General features: G+C 43.8%; 23 protein-coding genes. 14 read left to right on the top strand and 9 right to left on the bottom strand.

Translation table 11 applies throughout. From position 1 onward, the window contains the following. The first annotated feature begins 80 nt into the window (after positions 1-80). From QY309_06040 to QY309_05975, 14 genes are all read left to right on the top strand, one after another. Positions 81-1,103, top strand: coding sequence for a LacI family DNA-binding transcriptional regulator (locus QY309_06040; GenBank protein ID WKZ61040.1), 1,023 nt, complete (start codon positions 81-83; stop codon positions 1,101-1,103). A 17-nt stretch (positions 1,104-1,120) separates the two neighbouring features. Continuing rightward, complete coding sequence (locus QY309_06035; GenBank protein ID WKZ61039.1) at positions 1,121-3,280, top strand: alpha-glucuronidase family glycosyl hydrolase; 2,160 nt, start codon at positions 1,121-1,123, stop codon at positions 3,278-3,280. Between the two features lie 22 nt (positions 3,281-3,302). Further along, complete coding sequence (locus QY309_06030; GenBank protein ID WKZ61038.1) at positions 3,303-4,043, top strand: glucose 1-dehydrogenase; 741 nt, start codon at positions 3,303-3,305, stop codon at positions 4,041-4,043. Positions 4,044-4,147: 104 nt separating this feature from the next. Beyond that, entirely contained in the window at positions 4,148-5,317 is a 1,170-nt protein-coding gene (uxuA, locus tag QY309_06025; GenBank protein ID WKZ61037.1) for a mannonate dehydratase, read from the top strand. A gap of 128 nt (positions 5,318-5,445) precedes the next feature. Continuing rightward, positions 5,446-6,363 carry a hypothetical protein gene (locus tag QY309_06020; GenBank protein WKZ61036.1) on the top strand — a complete coding sequence of 306 codons (918 nt, stop codon included), beginning with the start codon at positions 5,446-5,448 and terminating at the stop codon, positions 6,361-6,363. A 207-nt stretch (positions 6,364-6,570) separates the two neighbouring features. Further along, positions 6,571-7,326: a hypothetical protein gene (locus QY309_06015; GenBank protein WKZ61035.1), complete on the top strand. Its 756-nt coding sequence runs from the start codon at positions 6,571-6,573 to the stop codon at positions 7,324-7,326. A 567-nt stretch (positions 7,327-7,893) separates the two neighbouring features. Next, a complete protein-coding gene (locus QY309_06010; GenBank protein ID WKZ61034.1) occupies positions 7,894-8,661 on the top strand; it encodes a hypothetical protein in 768 nt (255 codons plus the stop codon). Between the two features lie 224 nt (positions 8,662-8,885). Beyond that, entirely contained in the window at positions 8,886-9,800 is a 915-nt protein-coding gene (locus QY309_06005) for a hypothetical protein (protein ID WKZ61033.1), read from the top strand. Positions 9,801-9,806: 6 nt separating this feature from the next. Then, positions 9,807-10,157 carry an MmcQ/YjbR family DNA-binding protein gene (locus QY309_06000; protein WKZ61032.1) on the top strand — a complete coding sequence of 117 codons (351 nt, stop codon included), beginning with the start codon at positions 9,807-9,809 and terminating at the stop codon, positions 10,155-10,157. 76 nt (positions 10,158-10,233) lie between these two features. Then, on the top strand, positions 10,234-10,554 hold the full coding sequence (locus QY309_05995) for a metalloregulator ArsR/SmtB family transcription factor (protein ID WKZ61031.1): 321 nt from the start codon (positions 10,234-10,236) through the stop codon (positions 10,552-10,554). A gap of 1 nt (position 10,555) precedes the next feature. Then, complete coding sequence (locus QY309_05990; GenBank protein WKZ61030.1) at positions 10,556-11,020, top strand: SRPBCC domain-containing protein; 465 nt, start codon at positions 10,556-10,558, stop codon at positions 11,018-11,020. A 6-nt stretch (positions 11,021-11,026) separates the two neighbouring features. Beyond that, positions 11,027-11,407 carry a DoxX family protein gene (locus QY309_05985; GenBank protein ID WKZ61029.1) on the top strand — a complete coding sequence of 127 codons (381 nt, stop codon included), beginning with the start codon at positions 11,027-11,029 and terminating at the stop codon, positions 11,405-11,407. Between the two features lie 10 nt (positions 11,408-11,417). After that, positions 11,418-11,984, top strand: a complete 567-nt coding sequence (locus QY309_05980; protein ID WKZ61028.1) for a DUF4256 domain-containing protein — start codon at positions 11,418-11,420, stop codon at positions 11,982-11,984. 21 nt (positions 11,985-12,005) lie between these two features. Further along, positions 12,006-12,398, top strand: a complete 393-nt coding sequence (locus QY309_05975; GenBank protein ID WKZ61027.1) for a DUF1801 domain-containing protein — start codon at positions 12,006-12,008, stop codon at positions 12,396-12,398. A 258-nt stretch (positions 12,399-12,656) separates the two neighbouring features. On the opposite strand, the gene QY309_05970 is transcribed toward QY309_05975, so the two are convergent. The 9 genes from QY309_05970 to QY309_05930 form a co-directional block, all read right to left on the bottom strand. Then, a complete protein-coding gene (locus QY309_05970) occupies positions 12,657-14,303 on the bottom strand; it encodes a glycoside hydrolase 43 family protein (GenBank protein WKZ61026.1) in 1,647 nt (548 codons plus the stop codon). A 221-nt stretch (positions 14,304-14,524) separates the two neighbouring features. After that, positions 14,525-15,574, bottom strand: a complete 1,050-nt coding sequence (locus QY309_05965) for a pectinesterase family protein (protein ID WKZ61025.1) — start codon at positions 15,572-15,574, stop codon at positions 14,525-14,527. Next, positions 15,571-16,557, bottom strand: a complete 987-nt coding sequence (locus tag QY309_05960; protein WKZ61024.1) for an alpha/beta hydrolase — start codon at positions 16,555-16,557, stop codon at positions 15,571-15,573. Before QY309_05960 ends, QY309_05965 begins: the two co-directional genes overlap by 4 nt. Continuing rightward, entirely contained in the window at positions 16,557-17,927 is a 1,371-nt protein-coding gene (locus QY309_05955; GenBank protein WKZ61685.1) for a pectate lyase, read from the bottom strand. Before QY309_05955 ends, QY309_05960 begins: the two co-directional genes overlap by 1 nt. A 70-nt stretch (positions 17,928-17,997) precedes the next feature. Continuing rightward, the gene (locus QY309_05950; protein ID WKZ61023.1) at positions 17,998-19,536 is read right to left on the bottom strand and encodes a glycoside hydrolase family 88 protein; all 1,539 of its coding nucleotides are present in this window, start codon (positions 19,534-19,536) and stop codon (positions 17,998-18,000) included. A gap of 2 nt (positions 19,537-19,538) precedes the next feature. Beyond that, positions 19,539-20,777, bottom strand: a complete 1,239-nt coding sequence (locus tag QY309_05945; GenBank protein WKZ61022.1) for a DUF4861 domain-containing protein — start codon at positions 20,775-20,777, stop codon at positions 19,539-19,541. Positions 20,778-20,967: 190 nt separating this feature from the next. After that, complete coding sequence (locus tag QY309_05940; GenBank protein WKZ61021.1) at positions 20,968-22,371, bottom strand: glycoside hydrolase family 28 protein; 1,404 nt, start codon at positions 22,369-22,371, stop codon at positions 20,968-20,970. Beyond that, positions 22,368-23,123 carry a rhamnogalacturonan acetylesterase gene (locus QY309_05935; GenBank protein WKZ61020.1) on the bottom strand — a complete coding sequence of 252 codons (756 nt, stop codon included), beginning with the start codon at positions 23,121-23,123 and terminating at the stop codon, positions 22,368-22,370. Before QY309_05935 ends, QY309_05940 begins: the two co-directional genes overlap by 4 nt. Beyond that, positions 23,120-24,505, bottom strand: coding sequence for a pectate lyase (locus QY309_05930; protein WKZ61019.1), 1,386 nt, complete (start codon positions 24,503-24,505; stop codon positions 23,120-23,122). The genes QY309_05935 and QY309_05930 overlap by 4 nt, the downstream gene beginning before the upstream one ends. Positions 24,506-24,631: the final 126 nt, after the last annotated feature.

Here is a 24,631-nt window from a genome sequence, read left to right as displayed (position 1 = left end):
TGCAACCGATTGCACTTAATTATTTTATAACACGTATTTTTTGCCATTTTTAGTGTTAATTTGTCATGTAATCGATTGAAATGACACACCACAAAGATGTCACCATTTACGATATCGCAGAGGCTCTCAACGTTTCCCCTGCCACCGTTAGCCGCGGACTGAAAGATCATCCAGGCATCCGAAAAGATACGAAAAGGAAAATTCTGGATACCGCAAAAAAGATGGGGTACCAGTACAACACCTTTGCGAGTAACCTCAGGCGAAAAAAAACCAACACGATAGGCGTGATCGTTCCGCGCCTTAACAGTTATTTCATGTCGACTGTAATTGCTGGTATGGAGAAACTGGTGAATGAAAATGGATACAACCTCATCATCTCTCAATCGCAGGAATCATTCAAAAAAGAAATTGCAGGCGTAAACACCATGTATAACAGTCGCATTGATGGGCTGATGGTGTCGCTGGCATTCGACACAAAAGATACCGATCACTTCGAAGCCTTATTGAAGAAAAACATTCCCATCATTTTCTTCGACCGTATTCTCGAACACCCGGGCTGTACGAGTATCGTGATTGATAACAAACAAGCTGGTTACGATGCAACCAAACACCTATTGGAGCAAGGCTGTAAACGCATTGTTCACCTTTCCGGAAGTTTAAACCGAAATGTATATGCCGATCGTTTGGCCGGATACAAACAAGCCCTTCAGGAAAAAGGAATTGCGTTTGATCCGGAGTTGGTGATCAGTAACAACCTGAGCGATATGGGTGGCGAAGAAGCCGCGCGACAGATTTTAAATATGAATGAAAAGCCTGATGGTGTTTTTGCTGCCAACGACACTTCGGCAGTTGCTTGCATGCGTGAACTAAAGTTAGCAGGAATAAAAATACCAGAAGACATCGCATTTGTTGGCTTCAACAACGACCCGGTCTCAAAAGTAATTGAACCTAACCTGACTACCGTGAATTATCCCGGCCAGGAAATGGGAGAAGTGGCCGCTGCCACGCTGTTGAACAAGCTGAATAAGAGCAATACCGCCAACCTCAATACCATCGTATTACGACATGAATTGATCATCCGTCAATCTTCACAGAAGAAATAAGCCGTCCTTTCAGCCACATGAAAAAACTGCCACTCCTTCTTACGCTGCTTCTTACGCTTACTCTTGCTGCCCGGGCAGAAGATGGGTACCGCCTATGGTTGCGGTACGATTGCGTGGATAACACTACAGTTCTTGCTCATTACCGAAAACAAATCAAAGGTTGGAAGGTAGAAGGAAATTCCCCTACCCTTTCGTTGGTACGCAAAGAACTGGCGCAAGGTCTTGGTGGTTTGCTTGGCACGAAGGTTCCGGAATCAAATGCTGTTACCGCTTCAACTGTGCTGGCCGGAACATCCAATACACCGGAAATAAAAAAACTCAACCTTGAGGCACGACTGAAAAACCTGGGGCGTGAAGGTTTTCTTATTCTCACCATCACACAAAAAGGAAAAAAAATAACCGTCATTACTGCACCGGAAGAAATTGGCGTGCTCTATGGCACATTTCATTTTCTTAAACTGTTGCAAACCCATCAATCCATTGACAAACTTGATATTGAAAGTTCACCGCGCATTGATCTTCGCGTTTTAAATCATTGGGATAATCTTGATCGCACCGTTGAACGCGGCTATGCCGGGTTTTCATTGTGGGATTGGCATAAACTTCCCGGCTATATCGACCCGCGTTATCACGACTATGCCCGTGCAAATGCCTCCATCGGCATAAACGGAACAGTGGTGACCAACGTAAATGCAAACGCACGTGTACTTTCCGAACACTATCTTGAAAAAGTAGCCGCACTGGCAGATGTGTTTCGTCCGTATGGCATAAAAATTTACCTCACGGCACGCTTCAGTGCGCCCATTGAATTGGGTGGATTAAAAACAGCAGATCCCCTGGATGAAACCGTTCAGCAATGGTGGAAAGACAAGGTGAAGGAGATTTACACACACATTCCCGACTTCGGGGGCTTCTTGGTTAAAGCAAACTCGGAAGGACAACCGGGCCCGCAAAACTACAACCGCAACCATGCTGATGGCGCAAACATGTTGGCCGATGCAGTAGCCCCATTTAATGGTGTGGTGATGTGGCGTGCCTTTGTATACGATGATAAAGTGCCTGATGATCGTGCGAAGCAAGCCTACAACGAATTCAAACCACTTGACGGAACGTTCAGAAAAAATGTGTTGATCCAGGTTAAAAACGGGGCCATCGATTTTCAACCGCGCGAACCGTTCCACCCCATGTTCGGTACGATACCCAACACTCCGCTCATGATGGAGTTTCAACTAACACAGGAATACACCGGCTTCAGTACGCACCTCGTTTACCTGGCCAATCAATTTAAAGAATGCCTGGATGCCGATACGCATGCCAAAGGTCCAGGATCGACAGTAGCAAAAGTGATTGACGGATCAGTCGACAGCCACCAGCTTTCCGGTATTGCCGGTGTAGCCAACATCGGTACAGATAGAAACTGGACTGGCCATCCGTTTGCACAAGCCAACTGGTATGCCTATGGAAGGTTGGCGTGGGATCATCAACGCTCTGCACAAGACATCGCGGAAGAATGGTTACGCATGACCTTCACCAATGATGCAAGCTTTGTAAACCCTGCGAAAGAAATTATGGATAACTCGTGGGAAACCACTATATCATACATGACGCCACTCGGGTTGCACCACATCATGGGTTGGAGCCATCATTACGGTCCCGCTCCATGGATTAAAGATAAACACCGTGCCGACTGGACATCTGTATACTACCATCAGGCCAGCAAAGAAGGTATTGGTTTTAATCGTACAGCAACAGGTAGCAATGCCATTGCTCAATATGCAGAACCTGTAGCCAAATTGTTTGGTTCGCGTGAACAATGTCCTGAAAAGTTTCTGTTGTGGTTTCATCATGTAGGTTGGAACGAAAAACTGAAATCGGGAAAAACGTTGTGGGAAGAAATTTGCCACCACTACTATGCTGGTGCAGAAGAAGTAAAATCGTTTCAACAGCAATGGAATGCACTGGAGGGCAAAATCGACCGTGAACGCTTTGAACACGTGAAGATGCTGCTGACCATTCAATACAACGAAGCCATCTGGTGGCGCAATGCCTGTGTGTTGTACTTTCAGACGTTTTCGGGTTTGCCGATACCAGAGGGATTGGAAAAACCCGACAAGACATTAGACTATTATATGAATTTGGAATTCCCTTATGCACCTGGCATCAGGCCGCAATGGTGATAAGGCTTAATTGTTATACAGCATGGGAAAAAAGATTGCCATTGTAACCGGAGGATCATCAGGAATCGGTTTTGCTATTGCCCGAAAGTTTTCACAACAAGGCATCCACACCATCATATTGGGCAGGGATGAGCAAAAGCTGAATGAAGCAGTTGCCCTATTGGGCAGCAACGGTGAAGCCATTGCCTTTGATGTAACCAACCTGAACAGCATTCCTGAACTCATTAAGAAAATCATAAACCAACACGGCCAGGTGGATGTACTGGTAAACAATGCCGGCATCAACCTGAAGAAAAGTGCACTCGAAGTTACCGATCAGGAGTTTCAGCAAATTCTGCTCACGAACCTCACCAGCGTGTTTGCGCTTACGCGAGAAGTAGCAAAAAACATGGTGGCAAAAAAATCAGGCAGCATCATCAATATCAGTTCAATGGCTGCGCAATACGGCTTGCCCGGAGTGGTGGCGTATGCGGCATCCAAAACAGCCATTGAAGGAATGACACGAACCCTGGCTGTTGAACTTTCTCCGCATGGCGTTCGTGTGAATTGCATTGCCCCTGGTTTTATTGCCACGAAAATGTCGGCCACAGCTTTGAATGGCGACCCCGAAAGAAAACAAAAAGTATTGTCGCGTACCCCGATGGGCCGTTTGGGAGATCCTAACGATGTAGCCAACGCGGCATACTTCCTCGCCTCCGATGATTCAACTTTCATTACCGGAACAGTAGTGCCTGTGGATGGAGGGAATTCGATTGGGTTTTAATCAATTACAATTAACAATTAGCAGTTAACAATTGGCAATTGACAATAAAATTGTTAACTATTAATTGCTCATTGATAATTGAAAATTGTTAATTGAAAATTGAAATGAAAAGAATGGAGCAAACCATGCGGTGGTTCGGGCCAAATGATCCCGTAAGCTTAAGCGATATACGCCAGGCCGGATGCACAGGCGTGGTTACCGCCCTGCATCACGTTCCGGTTGGGGACGTGTGGACAAAGGAAGAAATCAACAAACGAAAAAAAGTAATTGAAGATGCCGGTTTAACGTGGACCGTGATTGAAAGTCTGCCCGTACATGAAGACATCAAAAAACAAACCGGCAACTACGAGCAATATATTGAGCAATACAAAACCAGTCTGCGTAACGTAGCAGCTTGCGGCTTAAAAGTAGTGACCTACAATTTTATGCCCATACTGGATTGGTTGCGCACCAATGTTTCGTACACCTTGCCCAACGGAAGCAAAGCCCTGTACTTTGAACGCGCAGCTTTTGTAGCGTTCGATTTATTTTTATTAAAAAGGCCAAACGCTGATAAAGATTACGCACCCGAAGAAATAGAAAAAGCAACCGCACGCTTTAAACGCATGAGCGAAGAAGAAAAGAAATTTCTTTTTCAGAACGCCATGCTCGGCCTGCCCGGCAGCGATGAAAGCTTTACACCCGAACAAGTACTGACTGCCCTGAAACAATACGAACACATAGACGCGGCCAAACTGAAGCAGCACCTGTTTCATTTTTTGCAAGAAGTGACACCCGTTGCTGAAGAAGTGGGATTGAAACTAGCGATACACCCCGATGACCCACCCTACCCCGTGTTGGGTTTACCACGTGTGGTAAGCACTGAAAAAGACGTGCAGGAATTACTGGAAGCCGCACCCTCTCCGGCAAACGGCTTGTGCTTTTGCACCGGCTCCTTTGGTGCCCGAGCCGACAACAACATTTTAGGCATGATTCAAAAATTTGGGGAGCGTATTCATTTTTTACATTTGCGCAACACCAAACGCGATGCCGAAGGAAATTTTTACGAAGCCAACCACCTGGAAGGCGACACCGACATGGTAGCGGTTGTACATGAAGTACTCAAACTCATGAATCGCACCGGCAACCCCATACCCATGCGCCCCGACCATGGCCACCAGATGCTGGACGACCTGAACAAGAAAACCTACCCCGGCTACTCGGCCATTGGCAGGCTAAAAGGCCTGGCCGAATTGAGAGGGTTGGAGGCAGGGCTTGCACGTTTGCTGAAGTAAACAGTTGGCGTAATTAGACTATAGCACAATATAAATATCCTCTTTTTCACACCGGAAATGAAGCATATTTGCTTTGAGTAATGTGTATATTTGGTTGTTGGCAGCCATAACTTTAGGGACGATTAGGCATGACGCGAATTATATTGACAGTATTTCTTATTGCGACAATTAGTTGCGGTAATAGAGACTCCGAGAGTGAAACAATAAAACCTAAGTGGACAACTGGTGACTATAGATTTTTTAATGAACAGGGGTCAATATTTGTCAGGACAGACTCGGATACAATTATTAATACCGAGTACGAAAAAAAACTTAAAGTGACAGTAGTTGAAAAAGTTGGACAGGATTACATAGTTGAAATTGCACTCCAACCCTTAGGTGATTTATCAATAACTACAACGGTAGACTCATTACGAGATTTGTCAAGCAGAATGAATAATGTCTTTGAGATTACAAAGGACTTGGTCAAATTTAATATCCCATACAAAGTTAAGATTTCCGAAAATGGAAAATTAATTGACATCATTGACTTTGATAATCACTTTGAAAAGTACATGGACACATTCCTTAGTACCAGAGATTCAATTAAGATAAGTGACAAAGAAAGTGAAGACTTTAAACGAATAACTCGAAACAATGGGATAATTGCTGACCAGCTCCAGGCCGCAATTGTGAAAGAAGCTTCGGAACTATTGGCAATTTATAACATTAAAAATCCTGTAAATGGTGACATTGTTGAAGAAACGACTATGCCCAACCCTAAGACTGGAGAAATTTTTCCTACAACATTAACATATCATTCAAAGTCGTTTTCAGGCGACATTCAAGAAATTGAATTAAATATTAAGTTCGAAAAGTCTCTAAATGATATACTTGCTGACAGCACAGCGACTATGGAGAAATTCAACTACGATGATATGATTAACTTGACGACCTATATTCTTAATCACAAGACAGGTTGGTTAGAAAGTTCTAAATCGACCGTTGACTACAAGTCTGACAAATTTGAAATGAAAATGCGGACTTTTGTAAAAGTTTCGGAGTGAAAAGTTACCGCTGCCAACAACAGGTTTGGTCAATGGCGGGATGATGTGTTTGTATAAAATATTTATCTTCGTTACAACGTTTGCCCACGGTAGACAGTGACGACCTTGTCGGCCTTAGCATTCCACGATGCTTCATTGCTAAGGCCTCCTAAGCACGTCACTGCCCAAACCCAAACGTTAGGCGCAATTCATTTTATTGGAGATTTTGTGAATAGAATTTTAGGACTAGTATTTCTCTTTTCAAGCACGATTTGTGTCTATTCTCAGGACAACACCTTGGCCGACTTTGGTATTGAAATAATTTTCTCAGCAGACCATAAGATATTCCCAGAGGCATGGTTAACAGAAGAGATAAACGGAAGAGCGACACCGTTGGACACAGGTGAGTTCAAAAGAAGTAAAGCAATCATAACAAAGGCGCTAAATAAATATCCCGTAGAATTAATTAGAAAGCATTTGACCAAAATATATGTAGTCGGACAGCTTGAATTTTACGGACAAGAGTATGGTGGAACAAATTCGATATCGGAAATTTACTTAAGCAACGGTGGTAGCAATTTGGGATACACTGACTTCTGGATTGAACAAGCATTCCACTCGGAATTTTCTTCCATTTTGCTTAGAAATTATTCGTTCCTCTTTGATAAGAAAAAATGGATTTCTCAAAATAAAGGCATTCACTATGGGAAGTCTGGAACTGATGCTTTGAAGCACGGAAAGGCATCAGAGACGTTTGACTTAGAATTAAACAAGAAAGGGGTACTATCATTGTATTCTACGGCAAGTATTGAGGAAGACTTCAATTCATTCGCTGAAAACCTATTCAAAAGTAATACTGGGTTTTGGGAGATTGTGAAAATGCACAAAAGGATACGAGAGAAGACAAGTCAGATCATTGAATTCTATCATCGCCTAGACGGAAGATTCGATGAGAAGTATTTTAAATCAGTGTCACAAAAATGAACTGCGCCTAACAAAATGTTTATGCAATTCGGGGGTTTGGTGCAGGTATTAAAAGTAATTTCTTAATTTAGTTCGGTGTCGGGGGACAGGGACGTGCAGGTCGGGCTTAACATTTCGCTGCGCTTCATTTTTAAAGCCTCCTATGCCCGCAACTGCAAATAGCCAAACGTTAGCGGCAATGATTCTTTGACAATGATTCGACACTTTAACATACTGACATTCATTTTACTTACAACGACTGTACTCGGACAAGACAAAAATGTTTCGTTCGACAAACTAATAAGCAACTTTAAGAATTCATGGCGCGACCCATTTTCGGGACGGAAAAATGACTCTGTTGCAATTTCATCATTGTACAAGACCGACCAGTTCAATGTTTCAATAAGTGAAAGCCCGATAGCATTTGAAACCAATCATTTAGTCATAAAAAACCCATACTACACGAACGACTTTGATGACTACGATGATAATTACATTAATTACCCCGTTTCATATTCGGTTATCTATGACAATAGACTGGTCTCATTATTCAGGACTGGGAAATTCGTTTGCTATAAGGTTGAGAATATGGAGCGAGACTTTGATTTTGAGAAAAAGTTAAACACAAAGAAGTTTAGATACCATTGGATAGTAAATGACAAATTAGCGGCTGTTGCTGGCGGAGTCACTTATGTTTGGAATAACAAATGGACTACCTTAAAAACAAAGTTTCCGTTAGACAAGCAGCCCAAACTATTTGAAGACAGTGAATTCATCGTATTTGGAGATTGTCACGGAGAGTGGGGAGGCACAATTTATTTCTTCGAAAAAGATTCCGGAGATATTTTCTTTACAGAATCCACGTGCGCAAATTCGGTTTATAAAAAGGACAATAAATATTTAGTATTAGCACAATTAGGTCATGGAATGGGCTCCACTGAGATTAAATCAATCGACAATCCTCGAAAATTAACTAAGGCAAAGAAAAGCGAAATAGGAAAAACCAAAGAGGGAGGGGCACTAGGTTATTCGGACAAATCAGAAGCTTATCAAAAACTACTTGATTTATATAGTATTCAAATATTTTCGACCTTCAATTACCAAGGGAGACAACTGTACATAGTTCGTTTGAACGAAATGACTTTTTTATCAGAGATTAAAGAAACCGAAATTCAAATAGTAAATCCATTGTTTGAAAAAGCATTCTACACGCATCGACCTGTGACAACCACTTACGGAGATTATATTTTAGTGAATTTAGACTTTTATGGTATAGCCTTGGACAAGGAAGTCTCTGTGATTATCGTTGGACAAAATAAGATAACAAAGGTGGACTGGAACGAGAGAGTGGAGTAAGAATCACTGCCGCTAACAAAATGTTTGCGCAATGGTGGGGTTCAGTGTAAGTTCAAAGTGTTATCTTCGCTACAACGTTTCCCCACGGGGGACTGTGACGACCTTGTCGGCCTTTAGTATTCCGCGATGCTCATTTCCTTTATATCCATCATTGCAAAATACCTAAGAGATATTATACAATATCTCCAGCTAAAACTCGTTTTTCGGAATATACCCCCCGAAAAATGAGAAAAATCAACACGTTAACGGTCGCGATGCTGCTGACCGGAACTTTCGGTGTGTCCGCACAGGAACAACAACCGGAAAAAATCAAAAACATAAACATCTATGACATCGCTGTTCAGGCAGGCTACTTTTCAAATCCGGTCAGCAATGGAAAGCTGGCCGATTTCAAAACGCTTTATCCCGAATCTACTTTATTAAACAACAACCTCGCAGACTTTTCTGAGTCGGGTGACTTCAGCCTGATCAACAATACATTGTTTTCGGTATTGTTGGGTATTCGGTTCAGCGACAAGCAACAAGAACGATACAAAGCCAACCCGGTTTTACGTTTGGGTATTAGCTACCTATCCGGCAAAACCTTGCAGGGTGATTTATACAAAACGAATCGCAGCCCTTACGATACCTTAACATCCTCCCAAACCAGTCAAACAATTTATATTGATTCAATAACCACAGAATATTACAGCATGAATTATGCCTCGGAACAAATCCGGCTTGACGGGTCGGTGATTTTCAGAACCGATGAAAAAGCCCGACTTACCTTATTTGCCGGCATCGGCCTCACAACCGGGGTATCTATTCATGCTACCACAGAGGTTCATTACAGCAAATACAACCGGGAGGAAATGCGTTTCCCTACCGGACATTATGCCTATCCCTATACATATCATTACCCAGGTTCAAACATCAGTAAAACCGAAACATCCCAAAACAAAACCCATCTTGTTGTATCAACCTACATACCCATGGGGATTGATTTTCGGGCAGGAAAGAAAAAAGAACCCTGGAAGCGAACGCATTTCTTTTATGAGATACGGCCAAGCCTGAACATCACATCCATTCCGGAGCTTAGAACAATTACACATACTCATGTTCAGCATGGATTGGGATTACGTATCTTGTGTACATCATAAAAAAATATGGTAACCCTCGAAACTTTTCGCAAGCTGGCCCTCTCCTTTCCGGAAACCACGGAGGAACCACACTTTGAGAAAACTTCTTTCCGGGTAAAGAAAAAGATTTTCGCTACCTACGACCACGCCAACAACAAAGCCTGCCTCAGGCTATCGGAAATTGATCAGGATGTTTTCTCCCGTATGAACACCTCCAGTATTTATCCGGTTGAAAACAAATGGGGCAAGCAGGGCTGGACACTTATTGAACTGAAAAAGGTTCGCAAAGATGTGTTTACAGATGCCCTCACCTCAGCCTATTGTGAAGTGGCCCCACAAAAGCTGGCCAACCTGCTGCGGCCCGAGGAAGACGCCTGACTGTCCAGAAAAAAAAATCAGCGAAAATTTTGTGTAGTTATTTAACTACATATATTTGTAGCCAAATAGCTACACAATGAACCTGAGACGAGATGTTTTTCAAGCCATAGCCGACCCCACGCGCAGGGCCATTTTACTGCTGGTGGCTTCACAATCCATGACTGCCGGTGCCATCGCCTCAAACTTTGATACCGCCCGCCCTACTGTATCAAAACACCTGCAAATACTTACTGAATGTGAGCTGCTCAGGCAAGAGCAAAGCGGCCGTGAGGTATACTATCATTTCAACCCCAAAAAAATGAAAGCTGTAGCTGATTTTCTCGAGCCCTTCCGGCAATTGTGGGACGATCGCTTTACAAAACTGGAAACCGTAATGAAAAAATATAAAACGAGATAACATGGAGCGCAAAACAAAAATACATGCCGAAGACGGCAAACAGGATTTAACCATTACCCGTGAATTTGATTTACCCGTTGCCCTGCTCTTTACCGCTTATGTTGAGCCGGAAATCGTGGCACAATGGATGGGAACACAAGTATTGAAACTCGACTCAAAACAACATGGCAGCTATCAGTTTGAAACCACCGATCCGATGGGAAATAAACACCGCTTTAACGGAACCATTCATACCTGCATACCCCATGAGAAAATCATCCGGACATTTGAAATGGAGAACACTCCATTTCCGGTTCAGCTCGAATACCTGACGTTCGAAAAACTTACTGACCACACCAGTAAGCTTACCATGCACATTGTGTATAAATCGGTAGCCGACCGTGATGCCATGCTACAATTACCTTTTGCCCAAGGCATCAATATGGCGCATAACCGTTTACAGGAAATAGCATTGAAACTAAAATAATCAACCATGAGCAAGCGAAATAAAATCATTTACTGGGTTTCCACCATCTGGCTTAGCCTGGGAATGGTATCAACCGGTATTGTACAATTGATTCCGCTGGAAGAAGAAGCAGAAAAGATGACGGCTCTGGGTTATCCGTTGTATTTCATAACCCTGATTGGTATTTGGAAATTATTAGGTGTTGTAGCGGTGCTTATGCCCGGCTATCCCCTGCTAAAGGAATGGGCCTATGCAGGGTTTTTCTTTTTAATGTCAGGAGCTGTATTTTCACATGCTGCTGTTGGCGATCAGGCCAGCGAATATTTCGGTCCAACGCTATTGCTTGTGTTAACCGTTATTTCATGGTATATGAGGCCCGCAGAACGAAAAGTAATGATAACCCGATAATCGAATACGCATGTCCGGTAAAATGAAATTGTCTGCCAAAGAACGCGATGCGTTGCTTGGCATTTTACAAAATCGCTTTGAAAAAAACATGAAGCGGCACAAAGGCCTGGAGTGGAAAAACGTGGAAGCCCGTCTGGCGAAGGCAAAACCTGAAAAACTGTGGTCGTTACACCAGATGGAACAAACCGGTGGTGAGCCCGATGTGATTCAATTCGATAAAAAAACAGGAACGTATACCTTTTGCGATTGCTCTGCCGAAACCCCTAAAGGCCGCAGGAGCATTTGCTACGACCACGAAGCGCTTGAATCACGAAAAGAACACAAGCCGGATAACAGTGCTGTACAAATGGCTGAAGACATGGGTATTGAATTGCTAACCGAGGAACAATACCGTGCGTTACAAACGGTGGGGCCATTCGATACCAAAACATCAAGCTGGCTAAAAACACCAGCCGATATCCGCAAACTCGGAGGCGCCATTTTTGGTGACTATCGTTTTGGACACGTCTTCATTTACCACAACGGGGCTGAATCCTATTATGGTGTAAGGGGTTTTCGGGGAATGCTTCAGGTGTAGTGATTACTTAGTTGAAGTTCAATGAACAAGGAGATAACCGCATACAACAACAAGCAAAACACAACCGACAAAGCCATTTGCACGTTGCTGGCCTCCACCATTGATAAGGCGTTAACAGAAGCCGAAAGAAAAATCTGGCATGCGCACCCGGTTTGGTTTTTAGATGGCAACCCTGTGGTGGGCTACAGCAAACTCAAAGATTGCGTCCGGTTGATGTTTTGGAGCGGTGCTGACTTTGAGGAAGAAAAGCTTGAACCCGGCACGGGTAAATTCAAAGACGCCTCTATCCGATATACTTCAGTTGAAGAAGTACGCGTGCACGATGTAACCCGCTGGGTCAAAAAATCGCGCGACATTCAGTGGGACTATAAGAACATTGTAAAGCGGAAGGGGAAGCTGGTGCGGTTAAAGTAATTCTCACTAAAAATATAAAATCATAAATCCGGATTCAGAATATGAGTATCCGCAAGTATTCCTAAAATTAAGGAAACCTCTAAAAACATTAAAATGAATTTTACCGCGGAGAGCACAGAGAGAATACACGCAAAGAACGCAGAGAAATACACATTCTTTCATTCTCTGAGGCTCTCTGCGTCTTCTTTGCGTTCTCCGCGGTTTTGTATTGGTTTTTTAGAGATGCCCTCTCACAATTCAGAATTTAAAATTTAAAATTCAGAATTCCGAACTCACCCCAAACCAATCCACATCCACATGCCCGGCATCGTTGGTGATGCCCTCACGAATACAAAACAAGCCAACCTTGGCGCCAATCCACATACCTTCACGTGCCTGGAAAGGTTCACCTACTGATTTAAATTTTTTGCCATCTTCGCTGTAGCTGAACGTACAAACGCCTCCCTGCTTTACCTGCACACGCAAGTAAAGGATATTACCTGTTAAAGCTGTTTCTGTACCAGAAATCTCCGCTGCTCCCTTATCGGCATTTTTACAAAGGGCCTGACGTATGAAAAGCTTACCGTCTTTACTTTTAATAGTCAGTCGCGCGTAGTCGCGCCCCATAATAATCAAGCCGGCTTCTTCGCCTTCAAAACGAGATATAAAAGTGAGTTTGGTTGTTACCTGGAACTGCGGTGCAGGAAATTTTTGCAACAACAGATTGGGTACATCCCAAAAACTTTTTGCATCCGGTGGTTTTGGAACTGCAAACAGGCGAAGCGTACTTTTGTCTGCCACCGGGTAAGCCCAATGCAGTTGCGGATTGGCATGCCACTGCCATTGCAGACCCAATGTTCGTGAATCAAATTCATCCGACTCAGGAGGAAAAATAACCGGATAGGTTTTTCCGACATCCGGCTTTTTATGTTTTAACACCGGTTCTCCCTTTCCGCTCTTTTTAACATCAGCGCCAATTACCGGCCAGTGGTTGTTCCAAACCATGGGTTGCAGGTGTACAATTCTTCCGTACACACCCGCATCCTGAAAATGAAAGAACCAATGCTCACTGTTATCCAGTTCGACCCACGCGCCCTGGTGCGGGCCGTTTACGTTCGTTGAACCCTGATCCATCACCACCTTGTGCTCATATGGACCAAATGGACTTTTTGCCCGCAACACCAACTGCCAGCCTGTTGCCACACCACCTGCTGGCGCAAATATGTAGTAGTATCCGTTACGTTTGTAAAACTTCGGTCCTTCCACGGTGGGATGCGCATCGTGTCCGTCAAAAACAATCGCATCATCACCCAATGTTTTGGTGCCTTCTGCATTCATGGAACACACCATCAACAAACTTTTAATACCTGCACGGCTTCCCGCGAATGCATACGTGAGATACGCCTTTCCGTCATCATCCCACAATGGAGAAGGATCAATCAATCCCTTCCCTCCTTTTACCAACACCGGCTCCGACCATGCACCAGCCGGATCTTTTGTCTTAATCATATAGATGCCGTGGTCGGGATCAGGAAAGTAAATGTAAAATTCATTGTTGTGATAGCGGATGCACGGTGCCCATATGCCCTTACCGTGTTGCGGTTTATCAAAACCTTCTGCATAGGAAAGTGTGGGCAATGCATAATTGATCAACCTCCAATTCACCAGATCTTTTGAATGCAAAATGGGCAAACCCGGAACACAGTTGAATGAAGATGCAGTCATGTAAAAATCATTTCCCGCCTTGCATACATCAGGATCTGAATAATCAGCATGAAGGATGGGATTGATGTAGGTGCCGTTGTCTTGATCTGATTTCCAGGTTTGTGCAAAGGATGAAGTGGCTGCGAATAGAAATAAGAAAAATATAAGCCAGCGTTTTAATTCTACTGCACGCCAACTTAGTAATAGAGTAGTCCAGTTCATAACTTACTAAAACAATAAATAAAAATATATTTTTCAATTCCAAATTTCATCGTCATTACGAGGAACGTTTAAGTGATTTAATCAACTTCACAAAACGTTACGTGACGCCCGCCTGACCTGACGGGCAGGAAGCAATCCCTCATTACATAGTGAGAACTAGACAGAAGTTTGGGATTGCTTCGGTCGTTCCTCCCTCGCAATGACGGGCCATTCACAAATAATCAATCAGGATTCCAATCCCGAAAAATATGCTTTACCGTATATTGCTTAGCTTCCTTCTTAGTTAGTTGCTTCGACCAGCCTACCCGTTGATTGACATCAGCACCCGGTCCGAAATTTTTATACTCAGCATAAAATGCGGTCTTGTCCTTATCCGGAAACATGGCATCACCCTTCCAGGGATCCCAACCTTCAGCACGGATATGATTACCCAATTCACAATGCATAAAAACGGTGCGCGCGTAGGGGCGCCAAGGCCGACCAAGGTAAACCTGGGTTGCCTCGCTATCCGCAATCAGTTTGCAGTGTTGGAAAACAAAACCATAAGGCGTATGCTCACGCGTTGAGGCCGCGGTAATAAAGGAGTTCGAAAGACTTTTAATCGTGCAATTCACAAACAACACAGTGGCTTCACCAAAAATAAAATCAGTAGTTCCTTCAATGTAGCAGTCGCTGAAATATTGTCTGCTACCATCGCGTGTAACCAGCAGCGTATCCTGATTACCGGTGATGTTGCAGTTCCTTACCGAAACCCGGTCGCCCTCTACGTGCAACGCTACCGCCTGCCCTACCCTGCCCGCTGTGTTTTGTATGGTAAGGTTTTCGAGCGAGATGTCGTTACCTTGTATCAACATCGTGTACGATGTGAATGTGCTAAGCTTAGGCTTTGCGTTGGGTTCACTTGCATTCGGATTGTCCTTTCCGGAATAATCATCATAGGTAATTATGGTATGATCACGACTTTCACCAATCAGGCTGATGGCGGTTTTCCAGGAGGGAATAACCAGCTTCTCTTTATAGTTGCCATTTTTGATGTGAATGGTTACACGCGCATACCCCAAATCGCGACACGCATTAATGGCCTCCTGAATGGTGGTGTAGTCACCGTTTCCATCTTGAGCAACGGTAAGCTTTGTTGGTCGGATGTCTTGGGCATGCACATTCTTAACCACAGGGAACACCAGGAAGGCACAAAGTGTACAAAGAGAAAATATTTGTCTCAGATTACTTTGTGAACTTTGTGTAAACCTCCGTGTGCTTTGTGGTTTCATTTCTTCTTTAATGTTTGATTCAGGAATTTTACAATATGACCCGTCATCGGGGTAAACCACGGTTCAAAAAACCAATAGGAATGTGGTGCATCTTCCAATGCTATTACTTCAGCTTTAACACCAAATGATTGCAGTTTCTCCACCATCTCCTTACACCCGGCATGAAACCGCGTTTGACTGCTGTTGATAAACAGAAAGGGTGGCGTTGATGCTGAAACATGGGTTATGGGTGAGGCTTCCTTCCATACCTCAGGAACTGAGTCATAAAATCCGCCCAACCAAAATACATCGGCACTGTAATCCGTACGCTTTATGGCCAGATTTTCTTCATGCGTAAAATCCAGCAACCCATCCAGATCAACAACAGCCTGAACCTCACTTGAAAATGGAGCATGTCCGTCATTTCCCTCAAATTTCTGATTTCCATTGGTAGTACCAATTAACGAAGCCAGTTGTCCCCCTGCCGAGCCACCGATGATGGCAATCTTGCTCTCATCAAGCGAATATTCACTTGCTTTGCTTCGCAACCAGCGTATGGCGGCTTTGAGATTATGCACAGCAGCCGGATACTTTGCTTCGAGCGATAACTGATATTCCACGCTCATCACCACAAAACCCTCCAACGCCAGTTGCCGTGCCAGCGGTATGTTCATGGTTTTATCACCCGATCGCCAGCCACCACCATGCACCAGAATCACGCCCGGAAGCTTGCGCTTTACTTTCTTCGGATAAAACAGGTCGGCTTTTAATTCTCTATGATTTTCTGCTTGTTGAAGGGTTGTATAAACAATGTCATTTTCTTGAACGATGTGTGAATTTTCGTACGGCCTTACAAGTTGAATAGTCGGGTACTGCTTTTTTAGTTTATTGTATGTACCCGATACAGTATACGTGGTATCACGTGGAATCTGAGGCTGTGCCCATAACTCAACACCACTCAAAAATATAAATACAAAGCAGAGATACCGGCTTACGCAGTGCATTACCTAACTTTATTCTTTGCCGTCATTTTACCATCTACCAGACTATTGATGTAGACCTCAATGTTCGTATAGGTTTTACTCAACGTATGTTGAGCAGCATCCTCCGGATTTTCCGGATTCATTTTATTCTTTCGCTCCCATTCATCGGGCATGCCGTCCTGATCGGAATCCTTTGGGGTAGCCGCATTTTTTAGCTCAGGCCAGCCGCCCACATCCTCCTGTGAGTCGATTATACCGTTCTTATTCGTTCCGGCTGAAGATGTTCCTTTGCGGGCTTCTTCAATAACGCGCACATCCACCGGATCGCGCTTCAGACTGGAGCCTGCATGCGCCAATACCAACTCAAATGCCTGCGCAGCATTATGCTCCATAATGTTTTCGAAAGGAAATGGATCTGTAACCCAGGCAGAATCAACAGCATCTGCAACAACACCTCGCTTATTGGCTTTGGTTATATCATCAAACCCTTCCAATACATTTCCAGACACAAAAAACTTTCCATAAGGTTCACTGGGATTAAGAATCCGTTCGCGCTTACTTTTAGTTGTAAAAGGTCCCGGCTTAAAATAATTATTCACCACATTATACCTTCCTTTTTCCCCGCCATAAATATTGTTGTTCATCCAGTTGTAGATCACATTGTTTCGAAAATCCACCAACTCGTCCGGAGAATTGGGAACCGTGCGCGATCCGCTAAAGCGAGGCAACCTACTGCTGTGATTGGCAATCAGGTTATGATGAAACGTGGCTTTCTTACCACCCCAGATACCACCATATCCATGATCGCCTTTGGCATGCACCGAACTATTCAGACTTTCCGAAATGATACACCATTGCAAGGTGAAGTTTTCATTTCCATAAAAAGATGCACACTCATCCGTTGCCCAACTCATCGAACAATGATCAATGATGATGTTTTTTTGCCGTGTGCCGCTGATGGCGTCATCCTGCGTTCCGGAAACATCGCCCAACCGAAAACGCAAATACCGGATAATCACATTATCGGTGCTGATTTTCATAGGGAAGTGACGAAGAGTAATGCCATCACCCGGGGCGGTTTGACCGGCAATCGTTACATCCGGGTTATTAATAAAGAGTGGCTCTTTCAAATCAATGTAGCCAGAAACAGCAAATACGATTATGCGCGGTCCTTTCTTGCGAATGGCCTCGCGTAAGCTGCCGGGACCATCATCATTCAAACTGGTTACAACATACACTTTTCCCCCACGACCTCCTGTGGTGTATTTTCCAAAACCTTCTGCACCTGGAAAAGCAAGGGGTTGATTAAGTTCTTGCTGAGATGTGCTCTGTTGCGCGCACCCTGTTAGTGTTACAAAAAATAAAATAATAAACCTGTACATAGTTGTGATTGAAAACTTAGTGACTCCGCGCCTTAGTAGCAACATATCCAAACCGCAAAGGCGCAAAGACGCTAAGAAATTATCGATTTAATTCAATACTTAAAAACAATAACGAAGCCAATCCCTTATAATCATCAATTCTTCGTTCAGTGGTAACGTAATACTCAAAATCTCCTTTTGAGTTCTTTGGATTCAGCGTTCCGATCTTCACCGTTTGATCAAGGTGAAGGTTTCCAGAATCATCAACAAACACATACTGATCAATCAAAGCGTCAAATGCTTCGTTTGCGGCAGTTAAATATATTTCGTCTAAAAATCCTTGTCGATGTCCTTTCGCAAACGCATACGCAAACATGGCCGAACAAGAGGTCTCAATCCAGTTGCCTTCCTGATTCCCCTTATCCAACACCTGGTACCATAACTTGGATTGAGTATCCTGATATTTTTTAACAGCTGTGGATAAGTCTTGCAATATTTTTATCACATCCTTATGCTCCGGATGATTTTCCGGAATGTAATCCAGGCTTTCCACCAATGCCATCAAATACCAACCTACTGCCCTGCCCCAAAATTCGGGCGAAGTACCCCGCTCAGGATGGGCCCACACCGGGTTTTTCGATTCATCCCAACCGTGATACAACAAACCGGTTGTAGGATCAAGCGTATGCTCGTAAATCAATTTAATCTGATGGATGGATTCATCGTACCATTCAGGCGCATTAAACGCACTGGCATATTGCATCGAAAAAACATCGGCCATAAAAATTCCATCCAACCACATCTGATATGGATAAATTTCTTTGTGCCAGTATCCGCCATCGCTCGTCTTGGGCTGTTGCGATAGATGCAGCATCAACGTATCGGCAATGGATTTATACTTGGCGTCACCGGTCTCCTCATGGAGATACAGTACCACACGTCCGGGCAGAATATCATCAAGTTTATATTCTTCCATTTCATACACACCTGGTTTGAATGTTCCTTCATCTGTAATAAATCCGTCTATCCATTGCCTGGCGTACGAAACATAATCAGGGTTATTAACTTTCTTTCCCTGCCGATAGGCACCTGCCATAAAAAAGCTATACTCGTAATTCCAACGATGTGGAGCATAAACCGGAAAATCTTTCAGGTCAGGATACTGATTCATGGTGCTCTTCACCAGCGCTGATGAAAAGTCGACTATTGGTCCATTCTTCTTTTCGTACTCACGCAGTGGAGTAAGAAAAGAAACACTAAATCGTGCATCAGCCTCTTGTGTTGAAGACACTACATCCTGCCGCTTCTCTCCTGCGTGAATTAAAAAAGTAAATACTGGCTCATTTGAATTCAAGGTATACTCCAGCACCAGGTAATCGGGTTGGTTGTCGCCATTGGTGTCCGCTAATTTTACAGGCACACCTGCACCAAAATTTTTATCGGTAACAACCGGTGTTGTTGACGCTACACCAGGAGCGCGAGAAATCAATTCATTCCATGGAATAGAAATGACAACCGCTTCAGATTTCTTTGGAATATCGTAATTACGTTTAACCGTAATCATTACCTGATCAGGCCCTGACGCAGGTTTGTTACACGCGAATAAAACAATTAACGCTAAAAAAAGGAATCGATTCATTTCTATTTTACTTCTACTAGTACCGGATTAGCCAACTCTTTTGCTACCTGATTGAGATATGCTAAGAATTCTTCTTCAGTTTTTATACCACCGGGTTCGCCTTCCCATGCCGCTAAGAAATAATAGGCCAGCTTGCCATCCGCTGGTTTCATTTTTACGATATGACTGAATTCATCCTGGGTAAACTCTATGAAATCAGCTTTGCTGAAGAGCACAGCGATCCCAAGGTTATCGTCATTCAGGCTTTGCTTGCCATAAGTGGCGATGAATCCAAATTGCTGATCATTGGAGGTGTGCGTAAATAATTTTGCTTTAGGATCATTGATTAGTCCGGAACAGATATTATCCACCTCAGCAGAAAGATCTAATTTATTTAAGGTTAACCGAGTACCGGCATGAATAGAAAGTCGTGAGCTGACATTCGTTTTTGCGCTGCCTGTATTCCATCCATAATAATTGGTTGTAATGGAAGAGAACAGATTTCCGTTTTCCACAATTTTACATTCTACGCTGTCGGTCACTTCAACACGAACCGCATTTGTACCATTAAAATAGCCGATAGAACCTACACCCAGCGACTTTGCCACCTTCAACACGTCCATTCCCCACTCCTGCATTTCGTGATAGGAATCAAAACCATCAAGGCCAGCCTTTTGAAGGGATGGCTCTGATGTTGTCTTCCCAAACACATCAACCGCATTGCGTTGATCAAGGTAAAAGCGATACCCGACTTTATCTGATTCCCAACCCGGACCTTCGTAGCGTATAAACCACGAATGATCTTTATGCTCAGGCGGAACACGCAGGTAATCTACATTTTTAAAATCACCACCGATATACTCTCTTTCCTTCCATTCACCACCAACCTTGTGCGAAAGTTCAGCCTGAGTTCGTTTCGGATATTGCCGCGCGATTTCTCCCTCTTTATTGTATTGAATCGTTAACGCCCGTGTTTCATTGGCTTTCATTTGATCAAGCACAACAACAATTCCTTTGAAATCATCATCGTGATGATTAAACTGACTCGGAATTTCTGTTTCTCCATCCACCACCACAAATGCTTTGGGATTGAAGTCAGACGAAAGTTTTTCCTGAGGGATAAAGACCAGTACATCCCTCCGATCAAACGCTGCAGGGTTAGTTGCCGTAACACTAATGGATTCAGCAAATTCTCCTTGCTTTTCACTTGAACCACAAGACCAGATAAGCAAGGGTACGATTAAGAAGATTATATTTTTCATAGATTTAGTTTGAAACAAACAATAGTTAACGTCATTGCGAGGAACAAAATCAGTCTTTAATGATCATACAAATCGTTCGAGTGACGAAGCAATCCCAGGCTTTACGTCAAATCCTTAATTATATAGTGAGAGATTGCTTCGTCACCCAACTCTCCTTCCAGCCCTTCGCTCCTCGCAATGACGAGAATAATCAATCAATTTTTACCTCCTCACCATTCACCTTCACATTTTTCAACTCCAAATTTTTATAGCCCTTTAAAATGTTTCCATCTGATACATTTTCAAAGGAACAATCCTCGAGGTAAATGCCTTCAACCGGATGATCTTCATCCGCTTCAATTAATATTCCATATTTCGATTTTTTACTGGTAACATTCTTTACCTGCACATTGCGAACAATGGGGTAGTTATCCCCTGTTTCATTCGCGTAGAACATAAAGATACGCACAACAGCATCGGCTACATCACCAACCGTCACATTTCGCATGTACACATTCTCAATAATCCCTCCCCTTCTTGGATTCGATTTAATGCGTAATGCCCGATCCAGGTTCGGACTGCTCATTTCGCAATCTTCTGCAAATACGTTGCGCACATTTCCGGAAACTTCACTGCCGATAACCACACCACCATGTCCATCTTTCATCACACATTTTCGTACAATAATATTTTCGCTTGGCACGTTCACGCGTCTACCATCGTGATCACGCCCCGACTTGATCGCAATACAATCATCACCGGTATCGAACACACAACCTTCAATCAACACATCCTTCGAAGATTCAGGATCACAGCCATCGCTATTCGGACCATGACTGATTACCGTAACATTACGAATCGTAACATTTTCACTCAACACAGGGTGTAGCACCCACATCGGTGAGTCTTTAATAGTCACCCCTTCAATCAGTACATTCTTACACTTATAAGGCTGCACAAAACTGGGGCGCAGGTAATCGCCCTCACCAAAAATACGTTCACTTACCGGCACACCATCTTCGGCCATTTTCTTCAAACGTTCATTGGCCGGCTTTTGCTGGTGTTCACGCGCTTCACGGGTAACACCGGCATGTCCCCACTTCCCTTTCCAATACCACCAGTGATCATCATCGGCCTGACCATTCAATTCACCTTCACCGGTTACGGCAATGTTTTCCTGCTCATAGGCATAAATCAATGGAGAATAGTTCATCAACTCAATAGCCTCGAAACGGGTGTACACCTGAGGTAAATATTTATTCGGGTCGCGACTGAATAAAAGTCGTGCACCCTTTGAAACATGAAGATTCACATTACTCTTTAAATGAATAGCGCCTGTTGAGAAGTCCCCTGCAGGAACCACAACTCTTCCACCCCCTGCTTCGTGGCAAGCGGCAATCGCTTTTGCAAAGGCATCAGTACAATCGGTTAGGCTATCGCCAACAGCACCATAATCGGTAACCAGAAAATCTTTATCCGGAAATGTGGGTGGAACGATACGCGCCAGAATAGCTTCCGCTTCCAGCCAGGGATCAGCCGCCACAGGCGCAGACTTGTTGGAACAAGAGTTCAGCGCGAAAATCAGCGCAGTGAGTACAAGCAATTTTTTATTCATCGTTTTACTTCATTTTTTATAATACGATTTGCGAGTTCAAGCTTCAGGTTTTGAATTTCTTCCAATACGATTTGTGCAATGAGTCGCGCCCCCAATTCATTAAAATGCGTATTGTCATCTTTTCCTTCAGGATAATTGGGATGTTCACCAGGTTTTAATTGAAGGAATAACAGCTTCGAGTTTTCCTTGCCAAACTGTTGATACAACGCTTGACTTCGCTTATCCAGATCAATGAACGCCACGTTCAATTGCTTAGCCACTTCATGCACCAAAGGTGAATACTCCGGATGACTTTCTCTTATATTTCCCTGCTCATCAAACCTTCTTCGGGCAACAGGAGTTAACAACACCGGAACAGCGCCCTTTGCAAGCGATTCATTTATAAAGCGTGCTAGATTTTTTTTGTAATCCTCCGGTGACGTATAGCGATCCGCCTTCTCTTTCGATTCATCGTTATGACCGAATTGAATAAACACATAGTCGCCCTTTCTTAACTTATCAGAAACCGTCTGCCAGCGACCTTCCGTGATAAAGGTGCGCGTGCTCCTTCCATTACGGGCATGGTTCTCAACTACCACCGTTTCATTAAAGAAGTAACGAAAGGGCATGCCCCATCCTGTTTCCGGATATGCCTTTACCTCTTTTTCCGACATTGTAGAATCACCCACGAGATAAACGGTGATTGCATCGGTAGGCGCATGAGCCGACAACACAAACAATAGAAGAATCAGACTAAGTAACTTTACTTTCATTGCTGATTACTGATAAGTTCGGCCACAAGGCTATTCAAATACACTTCAATGTTATCATAAGCCGTACTCAACTCTCTTCCGTTGGCATTGGCTTTATTCGGATCGAGTTTCATTTCAATTTCCCACTCATCGGGCATTCCATCGCCATCCGAATCAAGTGGAGGTGTAAGACTTTCCAATTCAGGCCACCCACCAACATCTTCCTGACTGTCGATAACACCCGGAAGTCCTGTCTCGGAGCCGTTGTAGGTTGCCGTTCCCGTACTTACTTCCTCTATCACACGTATATCAACCGCATCGCGCTTAAGGCTGGCACCTGCATGCGCCAATACTTTTTCATAGGCTTCTTGGGCGGTATGTTGGGTGATCATGGTAAATTCCAATGGGGTGCTCAGCTTTGAAGCCAATTCTGTCGCGCCATTTTTAAAAGTTACCCCACTCCAATTGTTAGCCGTAACCGAAGCACTGCCATGAACATAATTCCCATCGATATAAAACTTACCATCTCCGGTACGATCTTGAAACACTTCTTTATAGGCTACCAAAATGCGGGATTGATTAGACGTGGTGGCTGGTCCGGGTTTATAGTAGTTGTTCACTATATTGTAATTCCCGTTTTCTCCACCATACGTGCCCTCACCCACCCAGTTGTACACTACATTGTTACGGTAATCCACATGTTCGTTTGGATACGGATTGCCTGCACTGTAGGTGCCTGACCGAAAGCCATTAAATCGCGGTGTACGACTTTTATGATGCGCGATGAGGTTGTGATGAAAACTGGCGCGATCACCTCCCCAAATACCACCGTAGCCGTGTGCTCCTTTATCGTGCAACGATTCATTAAGGCTTTCAGAAATAATGCACCACTGCAGTGTGAAATCCTGGTTGGCATAAAACGAGGCCGTTTCATCGGTGCACCAACTCATGGAGCAATGATCGATGATGATATTTTTCTTGAAGCGTCCCCAGATGGCATCGCCTTCAATTTGCTTTTCATTACCCAACCGAAAACGCAAAAAGCGGATAATCACATTGTCGGCACCCACAAATACCGGATAGTTTTTTATGGTGATGCCATCACCCGGAGCGGTTTGTCCGGCAATGGTAATGTTCGGATTAGTAATATTGAGGTTACTGAGCAATTCGATGGTACCTGAAACTTCGAACACGACAATGCGCGCACCCGATGCACTAATAGCTGCGCGCAAACTCCCAACACCAGAATCATTCAGGTTAGTTACTTTAATCACCTGGCCACCTCTTCCACCTGTGGTTTTATATCCAAAACCATCAGCACCCGGAAAAGCAAATGCCTCTTCTTCAACCGGAGTTGGCCCTTCAACTTTTGGTTCCGGGTCGGATGATGAGCATCCACTCATGATTCCTAACACAATCAAACAGAGATATCTTTTAAAGCAATTTCTCATTCTAACTACCACTCAGATGTAAAACAAAGGGTGTGAATTCACACCCCTTGTCACACTAACCTAACTCTACTTTAACCA

It is taken from the genome of Cyclobacteriaceae bacterium, from assembly GCA_030584025.1.
Lineage (GTDB): Bacteria > Bacteroidota > Bacteroidia > Cytophagales > Cyclobacteriaceae > UBA2336.
Note: the sequence above shows the minus strand (reverse complement) of the source record. Positions and strands in the feature narration are given on the sequence as shown.